The organism is Candidatus Arsenophonus phytopathogenicus (assembly GCF_056113345.1).
On the sequence record NZ_JBUIOB010000017.1, the window covers coordinates 1028357 to 1044703 of the forward strand.

Genomic DNA, 16347 nt, shown 5'->3' on the forward strand with positions numbered 1-16347 from the left:
ATGCGTATAATTGTTTATGGTAGTTTAAGGCGTAATCAGGGAAATCATCATTGGATGACTTATGCTCAGCTGTTAGGAGAGTATAGGTTGGAAGGTTATGAGATTTATGACTTAGGTTATTACCCTGCAGTAATACGTGGTGAAGGGACGATAGAGTGTGAAGTTTATCGTATTACACCATCCATTTTGACTGAACTTGATGAATTAAAAAGGAACTCTCAGGATTATGTAAGAGAATTGATACCTACACCTTATGGTAATGCATGGATTTATCTTTATAAACTTTCGGTAGATGGTTTACGCCGAATTGAAAGTGGTGATTGGCTAAAGCGTGATGGAAAAAGCAAATAAATTTTTCTAAACCAGATCCCATTTATCGCTGATAAAGGGGATCTAATTAAAACTCTATAATGGTTATTTTTTAGCTGCGCGTTCAAAAGAAGAAAGAATTTCAGCTTTTGCCGCATCAACATTTTCCCAGCCATCCACTTTTACCCATTTGCCTTGTTCTAAATCTTTATAGTGTTCAAAGAAATGTTTAATTTGAGCTCGTAATAATTCAGGTAAATCGTTAATATCTTTAATATGATCATATTCTTTAGTTAATTTAGAATGAGGCACCGCAACCAATTTTGCATCTTCACCCGATTCATCGGTCATTTTTAATACCCCGATTGGGCGACAACGAATTACTGCTCCTGGTTGTAGCGGATAAGGTGTTGGAACTAAAACATCAACGGGATCGCCATCCAGGGAGAGAGTATGATTGATATAACCATAATTACAGGGATAAAACATAGCGGTAGACATAAAACGATCGACAAAGATGGCGCCAGATTTTTTATCTACTTCATATTTTATCGGATCCGCATTCGCGGGAATTTCTATAATAACATAGATATTTTCAGGCAGCTCTTTCCCTGCCGGTACATTATTTAGGCTCATAAAAAATGTCCTTTATTTAAAGCTAAAAATTGAGTAGCGGTTATTATAGCCGTAAACGAAACAAAAACTCACTATCACTATAAAAATAAGCTTAACAATAAAGGCCGGATCGTTTGCCTTTATTGCGTATGATAGGATGTTATTCATTAACTGAAAATTCAAGCATAAAGCTTTCGGCTTTTTCTACCATAGATTTTGTTCCAACAAAGAAAGGTACACGTTGATGTAGTTGTTCTGGGACGATATCTAAAATTCGATTAGTACCATCACTTGCTTTACCTCCTGCCTGTTCGGCTAAAAAGGCGATCGGATTGCATTCATATAGCAAGCGTAATTTACCTTTAGGGTGACTTGCTGTACTTGGGTAAATATAAATCCCACCTTTTAGTAAATTTCGGTGAAAATCTGCCACCAAAGAGCCAATATAGCGGGTGGTATAAGGGCGTAGCGTTGCGGGATCTTGTTCCTGGCAATATTTTATATATTTTTTTACCCCTAATGGAAATTTACTATAATTTCCTTCATTGATTGAATACATATTGCCTTGTGGTGGAAACATCACTTTTTCGTGAGATAGACAGAAGACGCCCAGAGAAGGATCATAGGTAAAGGCATGCACACCATAACCGGTTGTGTAAACCAGCATGGTTGAAGAACCATAGACAACGTAACCGGCAGCGACTTGTTGATGGCCCGGTTGTAAAAAATCTGCTTTAATAACCGATTGGCCAATTGGTGTAATACGGCGGTAAATAGAGAAAATAGTTCCAACGGAAACATTTACATCGATATTTGATGAACCATCTAATGGATCCATTAGCACAACATATTTGGCATTTTCTGCCCGATCACCAGCAAAAATTACGATTTCGTCTTCTTCTTCGGAGGCAATGCCAGCAACCTCTCCTCGTGCTTTCAAAGCGGCTTTTAATTTTTCATTAGCGTATAGGTCAAGTTTCATTTGAACTTCGCCTTGAACATTAGAGGCACCACTTGCGCCTAAAATATCCACCAAACCGGCTTTATTAATATCGCGGTGAATGATTTTTGCACCTAATTTAATTGCTGATAATAATGCGGTAAGTTCACCCGTAGCATGAGGAAAATCATGTTGTTTTTCAACGATAAATTCGTCTAATGTTTTCATGACCAAGGTCCAGAGTCTAATTTTATAGAGATTTTGTAAGGAATCGGGTTCTTTGTGTGCGTGCAGTTTAGCCAAATTAGGCCAAGATTAATAGTTGGATTATTTTTACTGATCAAGAGAACGATTCATTTCATATTATCGCGCTGATCAGCGTGATAACTTTGGCTTTTATAACTCTTGTTCAAACAAATTCAAGATGGCTTCATAAAGTTGTTCGGTGGAAAATCCCAAAGTTGGGGTAGAAAAAATGGTATCATCGCCGGCGATACTACCTAAAATTCCTTCTGAAGTTCCTAACGAATCTAATAAACGAGCAATGAGCTGTGCAGCGCCAGGACTAGTACGAATAACCACAATTGATTGATTGTAGCTAACATCTAATACCAAATTTTTTAGCGGGCTAGTTGTTGTGGGAACAACCAGTTCAGCAGGTAGGCAATAAACCATTTCCATTTTAGCATTACGGTTACGCACCGCACCAAACTTTGTCAGCATTCTAGAAATTTTTGACTGGTTTATATTTTCAAAGCCTTGCTCTTGAAGTGCTATAACGATCTCACTTTGGGAGCTAAATTTTTCTTCCTTGAGCAAAGCTTTAAAAGCTTTCACGAGATCTTCTTGTTTAGAAGAAACATACATAAATCACCTTTTTCAAGACGCTAAGTAGAGCGGTATTATGTATAAAGGTGAATTTTTATGCAACAAGCAGTTCTAGCCTGGTGCTATGAAAATAATAAAAATAGCAATAATAAAAATTATTAGTCAGTTATTTGCCTACTTTGTGGAAATTAGCGATAAATTATTGTTAAAAAAATAATGTTGTTTGTAAAAAATGGCAGTCGTGCCTCTAAATTATACTGCTACCTAAGCAATATTAAAAAAGTGCCCCTTATCGCATTAGTCGATAAGAATTTTATTTAAAATGAAAAAAAAATTTACAAGATTTATTAACAAGAATTAATCGTAATTAATAGACTGTGTTATGAATAACGTATGTAATAGGTTGAAAGTTTTTAAGCCATTTTGAAGTGTCATCATATAAAGGAGTATCAGCATGAAATTAGCTATTCTTGGAGCAGCAGGTGGCATCGGCCAAGCACTTGCACTTCTTCTTAAAAACCAGTTTCCATCAGGCTCAGAGCTTTCTCTTTATGATATTGCTCCTGTGACCCCTGGTGTTGCTAAAGATTTAAGCCATATTCCAACAGATGTAAAGGTAATTGGTTTTGCTGGTGAAGATCCGACACCCGCACTTGACAGTGCTGATGTAGTATTAATTTCGGCAGGTGTTTCCAGGAAACCAGGTATGGATCGTTCAGATTTGTTTAATATCAATGCCGGTATCGTTCGTAATCTGATTGAAAAAGTTGCTCAGAGCTGTCCTAAGGCGTTAATTGGTATTATTACTAATCCGGTTAATACTAATGTGCCGATAGCAGCAGAAGTATTAAAAAAGGCCGGCGTATATGATAGAAATCGATTATTTGGGGTAACAACCTTAGATATTATTCGTTCTAATACTTTTGTTGCTGAATTAAAAGGTAAAAAACCTCAAGAAATCGAAGTGAAGGTTATTGGTGGTCATTCTGGCGTAACGATCCTACCGTTACTCTCTCAAATTGACAATGTTAGCTTTACCGAGCAGGAAGCTGAGGAGCTAACTAAGCGTATTCAAAATGCCGGCACTGAAGTTGTTGAAGCAAAAGCTGGTGGTGGATCAGCGACACTTTCTATGGGCCAAGCCGCTGCACGTTTTGGTTTATCATTAATTGACGTTTTAAATGGTAAAGAAAATATAATCGAGTGTGCATATGTGGAAAGTGATGGTGAATATGCTCGTTTTTTTGCTCAGCCAATACGTTTAGGTAAAAATGGGATTGAAGAAAGATTACCTATTAATATTATGAATAAATTTGAAAAAAATAAATTGGAAAATATGTTAGAGACACTCAATAAAGATATTAAATTAGGCGAAGATTTTATTAATAAATAATATTATTAACTTCATTAAATAATAAACCGCAGATATGAGTCTGCGGTTTTTTTATAATTTATTCGTTATTTTTATTAGTAGGCCGACGAATATTTCGTTATAATAATTCTCCTGTATTGAAATTGTAATAACGGCTTGGCCATATTTCAGAAGGATAAAAGTTTGCAATTATCCATTCTCTTTTTGGCCAGGGCCGAGATAATGCATTGGCTAGTGTTAAAGGCTTAAACCTGCTTGTCTTGATATAGCTGCTAATGTTGTCCCGCGTTTTATTAGCGCTGCAATAATATCCGCAGGATGCCAATCAGATTTCTGTGAAATCATTTTTAATCCTTTTTCTATTAAATATATTGCTGTATTAGTGGTATAAATAACAGATAGTTCTGACATGTATTTCGAACTAGAATTTGTTATTAGAGATAAAATAACATTTTTTTCTTTAATAGTTTCTTATTTTTTTCTTAAAAATCTCTTTTTTGAACTTGATTACAAAAAATAGAGAAATTTTACAGATATTTTAAGAAATATAGTGAGACTCTCTTCAATTTATTAGGAGTATAAATAATTAATTCTAGTTATCTTAATTCAGTATAATAGAATGACAAAAGTAAAAATCTTTAATTTATATTAATTCCTTAGAATTAATAGTTATAAAATAATTTGTCCGATATTAATAGAAAAAAATTAGTTAATAATGATAGTGGAAAGGAGAACAATATTTGCAAGAGATAAAAAAAAATAACCCTACAATTTTATTCAATGCTTTTTCTATGGTTAGAAAATTGGGAGGATTTTAAAAGAAAAAAATAATCTAAAAGGCCACCATTTTTAACAATTAGATTTGCAGAATTAGGTTATGTATTAATACCAAAAGTGATGTGAGAAAATTATGAAAAAAGAATGGTATACCGCGAAAGAGCTCGCTGGATTGGTTGGTTCGCCTTCATCACCATAAGGTATCAACCTAATGGCTCGCAGGGAAGGATGGGAGAAACGTCGAAAACGTGGGGTTCAAGGCAAAGCTGTTGAATATCATGTTAGTAGTCTACCTGAAGATGTATTTAATGTATTATCGCTAAATGATAACTCTATTGATTATCGCGGCAAAGGGAAACGGCAAGATGCTTTTTTAATTTGGGTCGAAGCTTATAAACAATTAACAAAAAAAGAGCGTGAAAAGATTATTAAATTTATTTTACGTGAAGGATTGGAAAAGTTAATTGGTTATATCAATTGTTGTGAAGCGATATTGGTGGAAGAAGAGAACTCAGGAACAGGATGAGTGTTCCAGAGAAGTTTTTATTACGAGGGGCGTTGAACGGAAATGCAAGCCAAGCTGATTAGAGCATCTTTATAAGATGTATCAGGTAAGATATCGAGAGCTTTAATTGCTTTATCAGCTTCCTCTCTAGCTCGGTTGCGGGTATATTCAAGAGAGCCACAGTGTTTCATGGTAATTAATATGATACTGAGTAAATGGCGCCCATTACCTTTTTCTATTGAGTTACGAATAAGTGCAGATTCTTCTGCGGTGCCTTTTTTCATTGCATGAAGTAGAGGTAGTGTTAGTTTTCCTTCATCCAAATCATCGCCAATATTTTTGCCAATAGTGGTACTATCCGCGTCATAATCCAGAAGATCATCAATCAGTTGGAAGGCAGTACCAAGATAACGGCCATAATCTCGTAAGGCTTGCTGTAGGATTTCATTGGCACCTGATACGATCGCTGATGCGTGTGTCGCTGCTTCAAATAGGCGTGCAGTTTTACTATATATTATTTGCATATAGGTACTTTCGGTGATGTCTGGATTATTACAATTGATTAATTGTGAAACCTCACCTTCTGCGATGATATTTGTTGCATCAGACATCAGCTTTAAAACAGGCATAGAATCAAGCTCTGTCATCATTTGAAATGATCGGGTATAAATGAAATCTCCTACTAATACACTGGCAGCATTACCAAAAACAGCATTTGCTGTTTTTTTACCGCGCCGCAAGGTGGACTCATCAACAACATCATCATGTAGTAGTGTTGCGGTATGAATAAATTCTACCAATGCCGCTACATTAATGTGTTTTTCTCCTTGGTATCCTAGAGCCCTTCCAACCAGGATAGCAATCATGGGCCTAATTTTTTTTCCACCACCGCTAATAATATAGTGACCCAGCTGATTAATGAGATGGACATCTGAATTTAATTGATTCAAGATTGCTTTATTAACCGCTTCCATGTCTTTTGCGGTTAGATTTATAATTGATTCTAAATTCATTTTATAAATTCTTTTATCAATTTGGTTTTACCTAAACATAATATTTAGTCAAGTGATTTCGTGCTGTTATTCTGCCGCTAATTGTACTGTAAAATTAATTACAAATGAACGGCTACGGAATAAATACACTTCAGAAAAGTAGATTTTTTATTATTAGATTGAATTCTAGGCTTGTCTTCTGATGCTTTTTTGCGTAGAATTCGCGCCCTATTGTGAATATTTATAAAATGCACTCTGAAATCAAATATGCTAAGGGAGTGTGTTAAGCGGAGTTTATATGTACGCGGTTTTCCAAAGTGGTGGTAAACAACACCGAGTCAGCGAAGGCCAAACAGTTCGCCTGGAAAAGCTACACATTGCGACAGGTGAAAGTGTTGAGTTCGATCAAGTATTGATGATCGCTGACGGTGATGATATTAAAATCGGTGCTCCTGTCGTTGAAGGCATCAAAGTTAAAGCTGAGGTTATTGCGCATGGCCGCGGTGAGAAAATTAAAATTGTTAAATTTCGTCGCCGTAAACATAGCCGTAAACAACAGGGCCACCGTCAGTGGTTTACTGATGTTAAGATCACTGGTATTGCTTAAGAATTAGGAGAGCAGATTAATGGCACATAAAAAGGCTGGCGGCTCAACGCGTAACGGTCGCGATTCCGAAGCAAAACGCCTAGGTGTAAAACGTTTTGGTGGTGAATCTGTGTTGGCAGGTAGCATTATTGTTCGTCAGCGTGGTACTAAATTCCATGCCGGTAGTAATGTTGGTTGTGGTCGCGATCATACCCTATTTGCATTGGCTGACGGAAAAGTTAAATTTGAAATTAAAGGACCAAAAAATCGTAAATATGTCAGTATCGAAGCTGAATAAGTTTTTTTGATCTTTAAATAGCGTTTAAAAAAAGCCCTGCAATTTTGCTGGGCTTTTTATATTACCTTATGTGATACCATCTCTGGGTAAAAACTACCATCTAGCGTATAATGTCTAGTATGCGGAGAAAAGATAATGAAATTTGTTGATGAAGCCAAAATATTAGTTACAGCTGGCGATGGCGGCAATGGCTGCGTTAGCTTCCGCCGTGAAAAATATATCCCTAAGGGCGGGCCTGATGGTGGAGATGGTGGAGATGGTGGAGATGTTTATCTGTTGGCTGATGAAAATCTTAATACGTTGATCTATTATCGATTTGAAACAATCTTCCAGGCTGAGCGGGGACAGAATGGTCAAAGTCGTGATTGTACTGGCAAACGTGGTCAAGATAAGACCATTAAAGTCCCGGTTGGCACGCGAATACGTGATTTTTTAACCAGAGAAATCGTTGGTGATATAACGCGTCACGGGCAACGTTTAATGGTTGCGAAAGGTGGATTTCATGGTTTAGGTAATACCCGATTTAAATCATCAGTCAACCGCGCTCCCCGTCAAAAAACGATGGGAACGAAAGGTGAAACAAGAAAATTGCTACTTGAATTGATGTTATTGGCTGATGTAGGCATGCTAGGTATGCCGAATGCCGGTAAATCGACTTTCATTCGCTCAGTCTCGGCGGCAAAACCCAAAGTTGCCGATTATCCATTTACTACTTTGGTGCCGAGTTTGGGCGTAGTACGCATGGATAGTGAGCAAAGCTTTGTTATTGCTGATATCCCTGGTTTAATTGAGGGAGCGGCAGAAGGAACAGGTCTTGGCATTCGTTTCTTAAAGCATTTGGAACGTTGCACGATACTTCTGCATCTTATTGATGTTTGCCCTATTGATGGTTCTGATCCGGCTCAAAATGCCAAAATAATTGATGCGGAACTGGAAAAATATAGTGAGAAATTAGCACAAAAACCGCGGTGGTTAGTTTTTAACAAAGTTGATCTTTTGACCCCCGAAGAGGCTAATGACCGTATAAAAGCCATTATTGAAGCATTAGGATGGCAAGACAAGTATTATCAGATTTCTGCGGTAAATCAGCTAGGTGTTAAAACACTTTGTTGGGATATTATGACGTTTATCCAAGCTCATCCCCAAAATATATCGGTTGATAGCGCAGGAGCCGATAAAGCTGAATTTATGTGGGATGATTATCACAAAGAACAACTACTTGATAATGAAACGGATCTGGATGACGACGATTGGAATGAAGACGATGAACAGGGAATCGACTTCATTTATAAGTATAAGCGTTAATTAATGCGAATTATTTTTTTAGCGGGTATCGAGTAGATACCCTTTTTTTCTATTAGTAATTACGATAAAGATCTTTATAGAGATGGCTTTCAAAACGGACGAGCGGAATACGGCGACTATTATATTGCGCTGGTGGCAAGCTATAAGCTGAAATAAACTGTACGAAAGCGATACGCTGACCACTTCGCGCGGTAATGAAGCCGACAAGGTTATATACTCCCTGCAAAGCACCGGTTTTAGCTGAGACCTTACCATTAACGCCTGCATTGTCTAAGCCACCACGATAACGTAAAGTGCCATCATCCAGCTAATAGTAACATAGCAATAAAGTTCAGTTGACTATCATGTTTAGCAATATATTGCAAAATAGACATCATAGTCGTTGGTGTAATTAAATTGTGACGAGATAGTCCTGAACCATCTACCATAATCGTATTGGCTAAGTTAATATTGGCTTTCTGTTTTAAAATCTGGCGGATAGCATCGGAGCCAGAAGACCAAGTACCCGGTATTCACGGCCTATGGTTCTAAAGATCGCATCAGCTATCATATTATCAGATTTTTTTAACATTATTGTCAGCAAATAATGTAGCGATTTAGATTTTGTTGTGGCCAGGATATTTCCTGCTATGGTAGGAAAGTGGCGTTGTTTAATGTGCCCGGTAAGAGTGATTTTGGCATCTATCAGGTTAGTTTTTATAATAGCTCCTGCATAGCTTGCGCCGTTTTGAACGGCAAATGCTAATGGTAGCGGTTCAGCGCGTTGAGTTAAGCAACCCGTTAATATATAACGGTTTAGTTCTCCTGGTATAACGTCTAATGCGCAATAACGTGCATCAGTTGAACCTTTTGCTAGCGTAATAACTTGACTGAACATATTAATAGGATAAAAAGAGGCGGTATGGACATGTGCGATATCGCCAGGTTTCTGACCACTATGTAAAGTGGCTGAAAAACAGTTTTTATCGATAATAGCGGCGCTTGGTGGAGCACTAAAATATTGTTTCATATCCACCCTGGAGCCTTATCTTGGCCAGCGAAGGCTGATATATCGATGATTAAATCGCCTTCAGTTTGTTCAATACCAAGTTGCTTTAATTTAGCTACCATGTTGCGAATTTGTTGGCGCGTTAAGGTTGGATCGCCAGTGAAGCGTACAACCAAATCACCTTTTAAACGATGATCGATAATTTTTCCTTCAGTTTCGAAATGGGTTACAAATTGATAATCGCGACCTAATTGAAGTAATGCAGCTAGTGCGGTAATAATTTTTTGAGTACTTGCAGGTAGTGCCATTTGTTGGCTATGGTAATCGAACAATGGGGTATCACTCCCCACTTTTTGCGCGATAAAAGAGAGATTTGTACCTGCAGGCAGATAATTAATATAGTTTTCAATTGGCGCTGATAGCGCCTGATTGAATATGAAAAGTAGCTTAAATAACCAATATGATCTTCCAATTTTTTTTTAAAAAAAGCCATAAGTGCTGTATATAAAAGTAGACATAATAGGCATACTAAAGTGTAATGCAGAAAAAAGTAAACGGTGACCTAGCATTAAGTGTGCGTTAGAATGGTTAATTAAATGATAGAATAATAAAGTTATAAATTAATAGTTAACAAGGTTTGCCCCCTTTTTTGTTTGCCCAGAATGTTGTTTTGTCAGAAGTGCTAATTTGCTTTAATGACAGAAAAATCAGGAAGATATTTAATTTTTATTTAGGAAAGAATCAGAGGCATTTATTAATGAAACAGATTCCAATGACAGTACGTGGCGCAGACAAGCTGCGTAAAGAGTTAGAATTTTTAAAGAATATTCGCCGTCCTGAAATTATTGCTGCTATTGCAGAAGCACGTGAACATGGTGATTTGAAAGAAAATGCAGAATATCATGCAGCGCTTGAGCAGCAAGGGTTTTGCGAAGGGCGTATCCAAGAAATTGAGGCTAAATTGTCTCATGCGCAAGTTATTGATGTAACAAAAATGAAAAATGAGGGTCGTGTAATATTCGGCGCGACAGTTACCGTATTTAATGTAACGACAAATGAAGATCAGATTTATCGTATTGTGGGTGATGATGAAGCCGACATCAAAGAAAATCTCATTTCTGTTAATTCACCAATCGCTCGAGGCCTGATCGGTAAGACTATGGATGATGTGGCAGTTATCAACACCCCTGGCGGTGAAGTTGAATATGAAATTTTACGAGTGGAATATATTTGATTTTCATTTTATCTTAAAGTGTTATGTTCTTGAGTTAATTCAAAAGTAAAAGAGGCCAAAGCGGCCTTTTTTACCCTGAAGTGGGATGGCATTTTTGTATAAATGTAGAAAACTTATTTAGGTAAAATGATCTTGCGTGCTTCAGAAGGGCGATAGAGTATCAAAATTTTACCAATAATTTGCACATTGATAGCATCGGTTTCTCGAACAATAGCGTTAGCTATCAAATTTTTGCTTTCGCGATCTTCGCTCGCTATCTTGATTTTAATAAGTTCATGATATGACAAAGATTGTTCGATTTCAGCTAAAACACCTTCAGTTAAACCATTGTTACCTATCATTAGAATAGGGTTTAGATGATGAGCAAGGCTTTTTAGATATTGTATTTGCTTTTTATTAAGAGTCATTGTTTTTTGCTTTAGTGGGATTGAAAACGGTACATTCTACCGCCATCTTTTAGTTATCACCATAAATTCTATAATTTTGGTATATCGAAAATGGCAGAGATCAGTGTTATTTTATAAGTATAGTTGGAAAAACAATGGCTAATAAAAAGCGTTCAGCAAGCTCTAGTCGTTGGTTGCAGGAATATTTTAGTGATAAATACGTTCTTCAAGCACAAAAAAAAGGGTTTCGCTCGCGTGCATGGTTTAAATTGGATGCGATCCAGCAGAGTGATAAAATATTTAAACCTGGTATGACCGTTGTTGATTTAGGGGCAGCGCCTGGTGGTTGGTCTCAATATGCAGTAAGCAAAGTTGGCCAGACGGGGCGGGTTATTGCATGTGATTTATTACTAATGGATCCCATCGTAGGTGTTGATTTCTTACAAGGAGATTTTCGGGATGAGCAGATATTGAAGGCATTACTTGAACGAGTTGGTGATAAAAAAGTCCAGGTTGTTATGTCTGATATGGCTCCCAATATGAGTGGGACACCTGCGGTCGATATTCCTCGATCCATGTATCTGGTTGAGCTAGCGTTGGATATGTGTCGCGATGTACTGGCTACTGGGGGAAGTTTTATTGTTAAAGTATTTCAGGGAGAAGGCTTTGATGAATATCTGAGGGAAATTCGCTCTCTATTTTTGAAAGTTAAAATTCGTAAACCAGATGCTTCACGGTCACGTTCACGTGAAGTGTACATTGTAGCGACAGGACGCAAAATATAGTACCCTGTACGTTATTTATTTAACATAGTTGTAATGAAGAGGTTCATCCCTTGAGTGACATGGCGAAAAACCTGATTCTCTGGGTAGTCATTGCGGTAGTCCTGATGTCTCTATTCCAGAGTTTTGGTCCTAGCGATTCGAATAGTCGCAGGGTGGATTATTCTACCTTTATGAATGAGTTAACTCAGGATCAGATACGTGAAGTGCGGATTTCTGATCGTGAAATTAGTGTTAAGAAAACGGATAACAGTCGTTATACGACTTATATTCCAGTGAGAGAGGATCCAAGATTGTTGGATACCTTGCTTGAAAGGCATGTCACCGTCATTGGTGAACCACCTCAAGAGCAAAGTTTCTTAGCGACTATTTTCATTTCCTGGTTCCCAATGCTATTACTAATTGGGTGTTGGATCTTTTTTATGCGTCAGATGCAAGGAGGAGGTGGCAAAGGTGCTATGTCCTTTGGTAAGAGTAAGGCGCGCATGCTGACAGAAGATCAAATTAAAACCACTTTTGCTGATGTTGCCGGTTGTGATGAAGCGAAAGAAGAAGTTGGTGAACTAGTTGAATATTTGCGTGAACCGGGTCGTTTTCAAAAATTAGGTGGTAAGATTCCTAAGGGAATTCTGATGGTAGGGCCACCGGGAACAGGTAAAACTTTATTGGCAAAAGCCATTGCAGGTGAAGCAAAAGTTCCCTTTTTTACTATCTCCGGTTCAGATTTCGTAGAAATGTTCGTTGGTGTTGGTGCTTCTCGAGTTCGTGATATGTTTGAACAAGCAAAGAAAGCCGCACCTTGTATCATATTTATTGACGAAATCGATGCGGTTGGCCGCCAACGTGGCGCAGGTTTGGGAGGAGGGCACGATGAACGTGAACAAACTCTTAACCAAATGTTGGTAGAGATGGATGGATTTGAAGGTAATGAAGGTATTATTGTTATTGCCGCTACCAACCGTCCCGATGTGTTAGATCCGGCATTATTGCGTCCTGGACGTTTTGATCGGCAGGTTGTTGTGGGTTTACCTGATGTACGTGGTCGTGAGCAGATTTTGAAGGTTCATATGCGCCGTGTACCTTTAGATCCTAGTGTTGATGCTTCAGTATTGGCACGAGGCACACCTGGTTTTTCTGGTGCTGATTTAGCTAATTTAGTTAATGAAGCCGCCCTTTTTGCAGCACGCGGAAATAAGCGTGTTGTCACGATGGTGGAATTCGAAAAGGCAAAAGACAAGATCATGATGGGTGCTGAACGTCGCTCTATGGTGATGACAGAGGAACAAAAAGAATCTACGGCTTATCATGAGGCTGGTCATGCGATTATAGGACGTATTGTTCCAGAACATGATCCTGTTCATAAAGTGACAATTATCCCACGAGGTCGTGCCTTAGGTGTCACATTCTTCTTGCCAGAAGCTGATCAAATTAGTGCGAGTCGGCAAAAGCTAGAAAGTCAAATTTCTACGCTTTATGGCGGCAGATTAGCTGAAGAAATTATTTACGGTTCAGAAAAGGTATCTACTGGCGCGTCAAACGACATTAAAGTAGCAACTAATCTTGCTCGTAATATGGTGACGCAATGGGGTTTTTCTGAGAAATTAGGGCCATTGCTCTATGCCGAAGAAGAAGGTGAGGTTTTCCTGGGCCGCTCGGTTGCTAAAGCTAATCATATGTCAGACGAAACTGCGCGAGCAATTGATGAAGAGATCAAGGCAATTATTGATCGTAATTATAAACGAGCTCGTCAGATTTTGAATGAACACATGGATATTTTGCATGCGATGAAGGATGCATTGATGAAATATGAAACCATTGATGCACCTCAAATTGATGATTTGATGAATCGCCGTCCAGTTAGAGCTCCAGCTGGCTGGGATGATAATGATAGTAATCCTACTACAACATCCTCATCACAAGGAGAGCCAGAAAAGAATATTTCTGCTGCTCAGGGTGAAGATAATATGCAAGAAAATGATAATGGAAGTAACACAGAGAATCGTTAATGTTCATTGGTTCTCTATGTGAAATGAATAAATGATTGAAACCCCAGGAAAACCTGGGGTTTTGTTTGGTTGAGTAAGGTGATTATGAAAATTACTGCCCGAAAAATAGAGTTTGATCTTAATTGTCCTATTGTTATGGGAATATTAAATGTTACTCCAGACTCTTTTTCTGATGGTGGTATATACAATCGTTATGACTATGCTCTCAAGCATGTAGCTAGTATGGTTAACCATGGCGCGGCAATTATCGATATTGGTGGTGAATCAACCCGTCCGGGTGCTAGCGAAGTCAGTCTACAGCAAGAACTTGATCGAGTTATCCCAATAATTGAAGCAGTAACTGACCGTTTTGATGTTTGGGTTTCTGTTGATACGTCTAAAGCTGTTGTCATGACAGAGGCAGCTAGAGCAGGTGCGCATATTATTAATGATGTTCGGTCGTTACATGAGCCGGGTGCATTAGAAGCTGCGGCTGAAACAGGGTTACCAATCTGTATTATGCATATGTTAGGTCAACCTAAGACAATGCAACAAACACCCGATTATAAAAATGTGGTTGCAGAAGTAAAACAGTATTTATCAGATGAAATTGAACGCTGTGAAGCGGCTGGCATTGCCAAAAATCGTTTGATTATTGATCCAGGTTTCGGTTTTGGTAAAAACTTGGTGCATAATTATCAATTATTAGCGAAATTGGATGAATTTCATGCTTTCGGAGTGCCACTACTAGTTGGTATGTCACGTAAATCTATGATTGGTGAACTATTAGATCTACCACTAGAGGAACGGCTTATTGGCGGTAGCGCATGCGCAGTTATCGCAGCCATGCAGGGAGCACAGATTATTCGTGCTCATGATGTGAAAGAAACTGTACAGGCTATGAAGATTGTTCAAGCAACCCTTTCAGTAAAGGAAACAGATGATTATGAGTAAGCGCAAATATTTTGGCACCGATGGTATTCGTGGCAAAGTAGGAGAAAACCCAATTACCCCTGATTTTGTTTTGAAATTGGGTTGGGCAGCGGGTAAGGTTTTAGCGCGGCATGGTTCTCGTAAAATAATCATAGGTAAAGATACACGCATTTCAGGTTATATGTTGGAGTCATCTTTAGAAGCGGGTCTTGCAGCAGCGGGAGTATCAGCTGCATTTACAGGTCCTATGCCTACACCAGCGATTGCTTATTTAACACGCACATTCCGTGCTGAAGCGGGCATTGTTATTTCTGCTTCCCATAATCCTTATTATGATAATGGTATTAAATTCTTTTCGATTGATGGCACTAAATTACCTGATGATGTAGAAGAAGCAATAGAAGCTGAGATGGAGAAACCACTTACTTGTGTTGAGTCTGCCGAATTAGGACGAGCGAGTCGTATTGTTGATGCTGCTGGGCGTTATATAGAGTATTGCAAAGGGACGTTTCCCAGTAACCAAAGTTTAAGTGGATTAAAAATAGTTTTAGATTGTGCTAATGGCGCAACATATCATATTGCCCCGAATGTTTTAACTGAGCTTGGTGCGGAAGTCATCGCAATCGGCTGTGAACCAAATGGACTGAATATTAATGAGGGCTGTGGCGCGGCTGATGTTACGCTATTGAAAAAACGTGTGGTAACAGAAAAAGCGGATATTGGTCTTGCTTTTGATGGTGATGGTGATCGGGTAATAATGGTTGATCATCGTGGTAATAGAATAGATGGTGATCAAATTCTTTATATTATTGCGCGTGATGCACTTCGACAAGGTCAATTACACGGTGGAGTTGTTGGCACTTTAATGAGTAATATGGGATTAGAATTAGCCCTGCAACAGTTGGATATACCTTTTATCAGGGCAAAAGTTGGTGATCGTTATGTTCTCGAAAAATTACAAGAGCAAGGATGGCGGCTTGGTGCTGAAAATTCAGGCCATATTATTTTGTTAGATAAAACGACAACAGGTGATGGAATTATTGCTGGTTTACAAGTTCTAAGTGCGATGCTCCGTAATAATATGAGCCTTTATGATCTCTGTTGTGAGATTAAATTGATGCCTCAAGTATTAATAAATGTGCGTTTTTCCGGTAACCATAATCCATTGGCCACAGAAGAAGTTTTAAATATGGTAAACCAAGTGGAAAAAGAACTAGCAGGTAGAGGACGGGTTTTATTGCGTAAATCAGGTACCGAGCCTTTAATTCGTATCATGGTGGAAGGTGAGAATGAAAAACAGGTTACCGCAATGGCTAATTGCATTGCTGAAGTGGTCAAGCAAGTGAAATAGTTCATAATATTTTTACAAAAAATCATATGGTTGTATAAGCATTGTGTCATTTTTCGTCAATTGGCTTTGGAGAACAACTTTTGTTGTTTTTTCTACAAATAGTACGATGAGATAAAAATAATCTTGCTTGTCAGCTAAGGTTTGGTTAGTATTCAAAACCG

15 protein-coding genes and 3 pseudogenes are annotated in these 16347 nt (G+C 38.2%); 11 read left to right on the plus strand and 7 right to left on the minus strand.

What is annotated here, in order from left to right:
- Positions 1-351: a gamma-glutamylcyclotransferase family protein gene (locus AC01GB_RS08725; protein ID WP_474451507.1), complete on the plus strand. Its 351-nt coding sequence runs from the start codon at positions 1-3 to the stop codon at positions 349-351.
- Between the two features lie 63 nt (positions 352-414).
- On the opposite strand, the gene ppa is transcribed toward AC01GB_RS08725, so the two are convergent.
- The 3 genes from ppa to argR all read right to left on the minus strand — a co-directional run bounded on the left by ppa (position 415) and on the right by argR (position 2731).
- Positions 415-945 carry an inorganic diphosphatase gene (gene ppa, locus AC01GB_RS08730; RefSeq protein WP_310509999.1) on the minus strand — a complete coding sequence of 177 codons (531 nt, stop codon included), beginning with the start codon at positions 943-945 and terminating at the stop codon, positions 415-417.
- Positions 946-1084: 139 nt separating this feature from the next.
- Positions 1085-2092, minus strand: coding sequence for a class 1 fructose-bisphosphatase (fbp, locus tag AC01GB_RS08735; protein WP_474451508.1), 1008 nt, complete (start codon positions 2090-2092; stop codon positions 1085-1087).
- 168 nt (positions 2093-2260) lie between these two features.
- Entirely contained in the window at positions 2261-2731 is a 471-nt protein-coding gene (gene argR, locus AC01GB_RS08740) for a transcriptional regulator ArgR (protein ID WP_310509998.1), read from the minus strand.
- A gap of 415 nt (positions 2732-3146) precedes the next feature.
- Here argR and mdh point away from each other — a divergent pair, with 415 nt between their 5' ends.
- The gene (gene mdh / locus AC01GB_RS08745; RefSeq protein WP_474451509.1) at positions 3147-4085 is read left to right on the plus strand and encodes a malate dehydrogenase; all 939 of its coding nucleotides are present in this window, start codon (positions 3147-3149) and stop codon (positions 4083-4085) included.
- A gap of 97 nt (positions 4086-4182) precedes the next feature.
- On the opposite strand, the pseudogene AC01GB_RS08750 reads toward mdh, so the two are convergent.
- Positions 4183-4409 (minus strand): annotated as a pseudogene (locus AC01GB_RS08750) (helix-turn-helix domain-containing protein).
- A gap of 565 nt (positions 4410-4974) precedes the next feature.
- Here AC01GB_RS08750 and AC01GB_RS08755 point away from each other — a divergent pair.
- A pseudogene (locus AC01GB_RS08755) lies at positions 4975-5367 on the plus strand (DNA-binding protein).
- Positions 5368-5387: 20 nt separating this feature from the next.
- On the opposite strand, the gene ispB reads toward AC01GB_RS08755, so the two are convergent.
- Entirely contained in the window at positions 5388-6359 is a 972-nt protein-coding gene (gene ispB, locus AC01GB_RS08760) for an octaprenyl diphosphate synthase (protein ID WP_474451510.1), read from the minus strand.
- A 277-nt stretch (positions 6360-6636) separates the two neighbouring features.
- Between ispB and rplU the strand changes: the two genes are divergently transcribed.
- The 3 genes from rplU to cgtA all read left to right on the plus strand — a co-directional run bounded on the left by rplU (position 6637) and on the right by cgtA (position 8527).
- A complete protein-coding gene (rplU, locus tag AC01GB_RS08765; protein ID WP_474451511.1) occupies positions 6637-6945 on the plus strand; it encodes a 50S ribosomal protein L21 in 309 nt (102 codons plus the stop codon).
- 19 nt (positions 6946-6964) lie between these two features.
- On the plus strand, positions 6965-7222 hold the full coding sequence (rpmA, locus tag AC01GB_RS08770) for a 50S ribosomal protein L27 (protein ID WP_026821837.1): 258 nt from the start codon (positions 6965-6967) through the stop codon (positions 7220-7222).
- Between the two features lie 135 nt (positions 7223-7357).
- The gene (cgtA, locus tag AC01GB_RS08775; protein WP_474451513.1) at positions 7358-8527 is read left to right on the plus strand and encodes an Obg family GTPase CgtA; all 1170 of its coding nucleotides are present in this window, start codon (positions 7358-7360) and stop codon (positions 8525-8527) included.
- A 52-nt stretch (positions 8528-8579) separates the two neighbouring features.
- Here cgtA and dacB read toward each other — a convergent pair.
- Positions 8580-9988: pseudogene (gene dacB / locus AC01GB_RS08780) on the minus strand (serine-type D-Ala-D-Ala carboxypeptidase).
- A 284-nt stretch (positions 9989-10272) separates the two neighbouring features.
- Between dacB and greA the strand changes: the two are divergent.
- The gene (gene greA, locus AC01GB_RS08785; RefSeq protein ID WP_474451515.1) at positions 10273-10749 is read left to right on the plus strand and encodes a transcription elongation factor GreA; all 477 of its coding nucleotides are present in this window, start codon (positions 10273-10275) and stop codon (positions 10747-10749) included.
- Positions 10750-10862: 113 nt separating this feature from the next.
- Here the strand turns inward: greA and yhbY are convergent, their stop codons facing one another.
- Positions 10863-11156, minus strand: a complete 294-nt coding sequence (gene yhbY / locus AC01GB_RS08790) for a ribosome assembly RNA-binding protein YhbY (protein WP_474451516.1) — start codon at positions 11154-11156, stop codon at positions 10863-10865.
- A 134-nt stretch (positions 11157-11290) separates the two neighbouring features.
- Here yhbY and rlmE point away from each other — a divergent pair, with 134 nt between their 5' ends.
- The 4 genes from rlmE to glmM all read left to right on the plus strand — a co-directional run bounded on the left by rlmE (position 11291) and on the right by glmM (position 16186).
- Complete coding sequence (gene rlmE, locus AC01GB_RS08795) at positions 11291-11920, plus strand: 23S rRNA (uridine(2552)-2'-O)-methyltransferase RlmE (RefSeq protein WP_474451518.1); 630 nt, start codon at positions 11291-11293, stop codon at positions 11918-11920.
- A 59-nt stretch (positions 11921-11979) separates the two neighbouring features.
- Positions 11980-13923 carry an ATP-dependent zinc metalloprotease FtsH gene (gene ftsH / locus AC01GB_RS08800; RefSeq protein WP_474452361.1) on the plus strand — a complete coding sequence of 648 codons (1944 nt, stop codon included), beginning with the start codon at positions 11980-11982 and terminating at the stop codon, positions 13921-13923.
- Positions 13924-14007: 84 nt separating this feature from the next.
- Positions 14008-14856: a dihydropteroate synthase gene (gene folP, locus AC01GB_RS08805; RefSeq protein WP_474452362.1), complete on the plus strand. Its 849-nt coding sequence runs from the start codon at positions 14008-14010 to the stop codon at positions 14854-14856.
- Complete coding sequence (glmM, locus tag AC01GB_RS08810; protein ID WP_474451519.1) at positions 14849-16186, plus strand: phosphoglucosamine mutase; 1338 nt, start codon at positions 14849-14851, stop codon at positions 16184-16186. The genes folP and glmM overlap by 8 nt, the downstream gene beginning before the upstream one ends.
- The last annotated feature ends 161 nt before the right edge of the window (positions 16187-16347 follow it).

What these genes read in the sequence shown, in the direction of transcription:
- AC01GB_RS08725 (WP_474451507.1), top strand. Translation starts at nt 1, where the DNA reads ATGCGTATAATTGTTTATGGTAGTTTAAGGCGTAATCAGGGAAATCAT.
- rpmA (WP_026821837.1), top strand. Translation starts at nt 6,965, where the DNA reads ATGGCACATAAAAAGGCTGGCGGCTCAACGCGTAACGGTCGCGATTCC.
- ispB (WP_474451510.1), bottom strand. Translation starts at nt 6,359, where the DNA reads ATGAATTTAGAATCAATTATAAATCTAACCGCAAAAGACATGGAAGCG.
- greA (WP_474451515.1), top strand. Translation starts at nt 10,273, where the DNA reads ATGAAACAGATTCCAATGACAGTACGTGGCGCAGACAAGCTGCGTAAA.
- rplU (WP_474451511.1), top strand. Translation starts at nt 6,637, where the DNA reads ATGTACGCGGTTTTCCAAAGTGGTGGTAAACAACACCGAGTCAGCGAA.
- ppa (WP_310509999.1), bottom strand. Translation starts at nt 945, where the DNA reads ATGAGCCTAAATAATGTACCGGCAGGGAAAGAGCTGCCTGAAAATATC.
- fbp (WP_474451508.1), bottom strand. Translation starts at nt 2,092, where the DNA reads ATGAAAACATTAGACGAATTTATCGTTGAAAAACAACATGATTTTCCT.
- ftsH (WP_474452361.1), top strand. Translation starts at nt 11,980, where the DNA reads ATGGCGAAAAACCTGATTCTCTGGGTAGTCATTGCGGTAGTCCTGATG.
- argR (WP_310509998.1), bottom strand. Translation starts at nt 2,731, where the DNA reads ATGTATGTTTCTTCTAAACAAGAAGATCTCGTGAAAGCTTTTAAAGCT.
- glmM (WP_474451519.1), top strand. Translation starts at nt 14,849, where the DNA reads ATGAGTAAGCGCAAATATTTTGGCACCGATGGTATTCGTGGCAAAGTA.
- mdh (WP_474451509.1), top strand. Translation starts at nt 3,147, where the DNA reads ATGAAATTAGCTATTCTTGGAGCAGCAGGTGGCATCGGCCAAGCACTT.
- yhbY (WP_474451516.1), bottom strand. Translation starts at nt 11,156, where the DNA reads ATGACTCTTAATAAAAAGCAAATACAATATCTAAAAAGCCTTGCTCAT.
- cgtA (WP_474451513.1), top strand. Translation starts at nt 7,358, where the DNA reads ATGAAATTTGTTGATGAAGCCAAAATATTAGTTACAGCTGGCGATGGC.
- folP (WP_474452362.1), top strand. Translation starts at nt 14,008, where the DNA reads ATGAAAATTACTGCCCGAAAAATAGAGTTTGATCTTAATTGTCCTATT.
- rlmE (WP_474451518.1), top strand. Translation starts at nt 11,291, where the DNA reads ATGGCTAATAAAAAGCGTTCAGCAAGCTCTAGTCGTTGGTTGCAGGAA.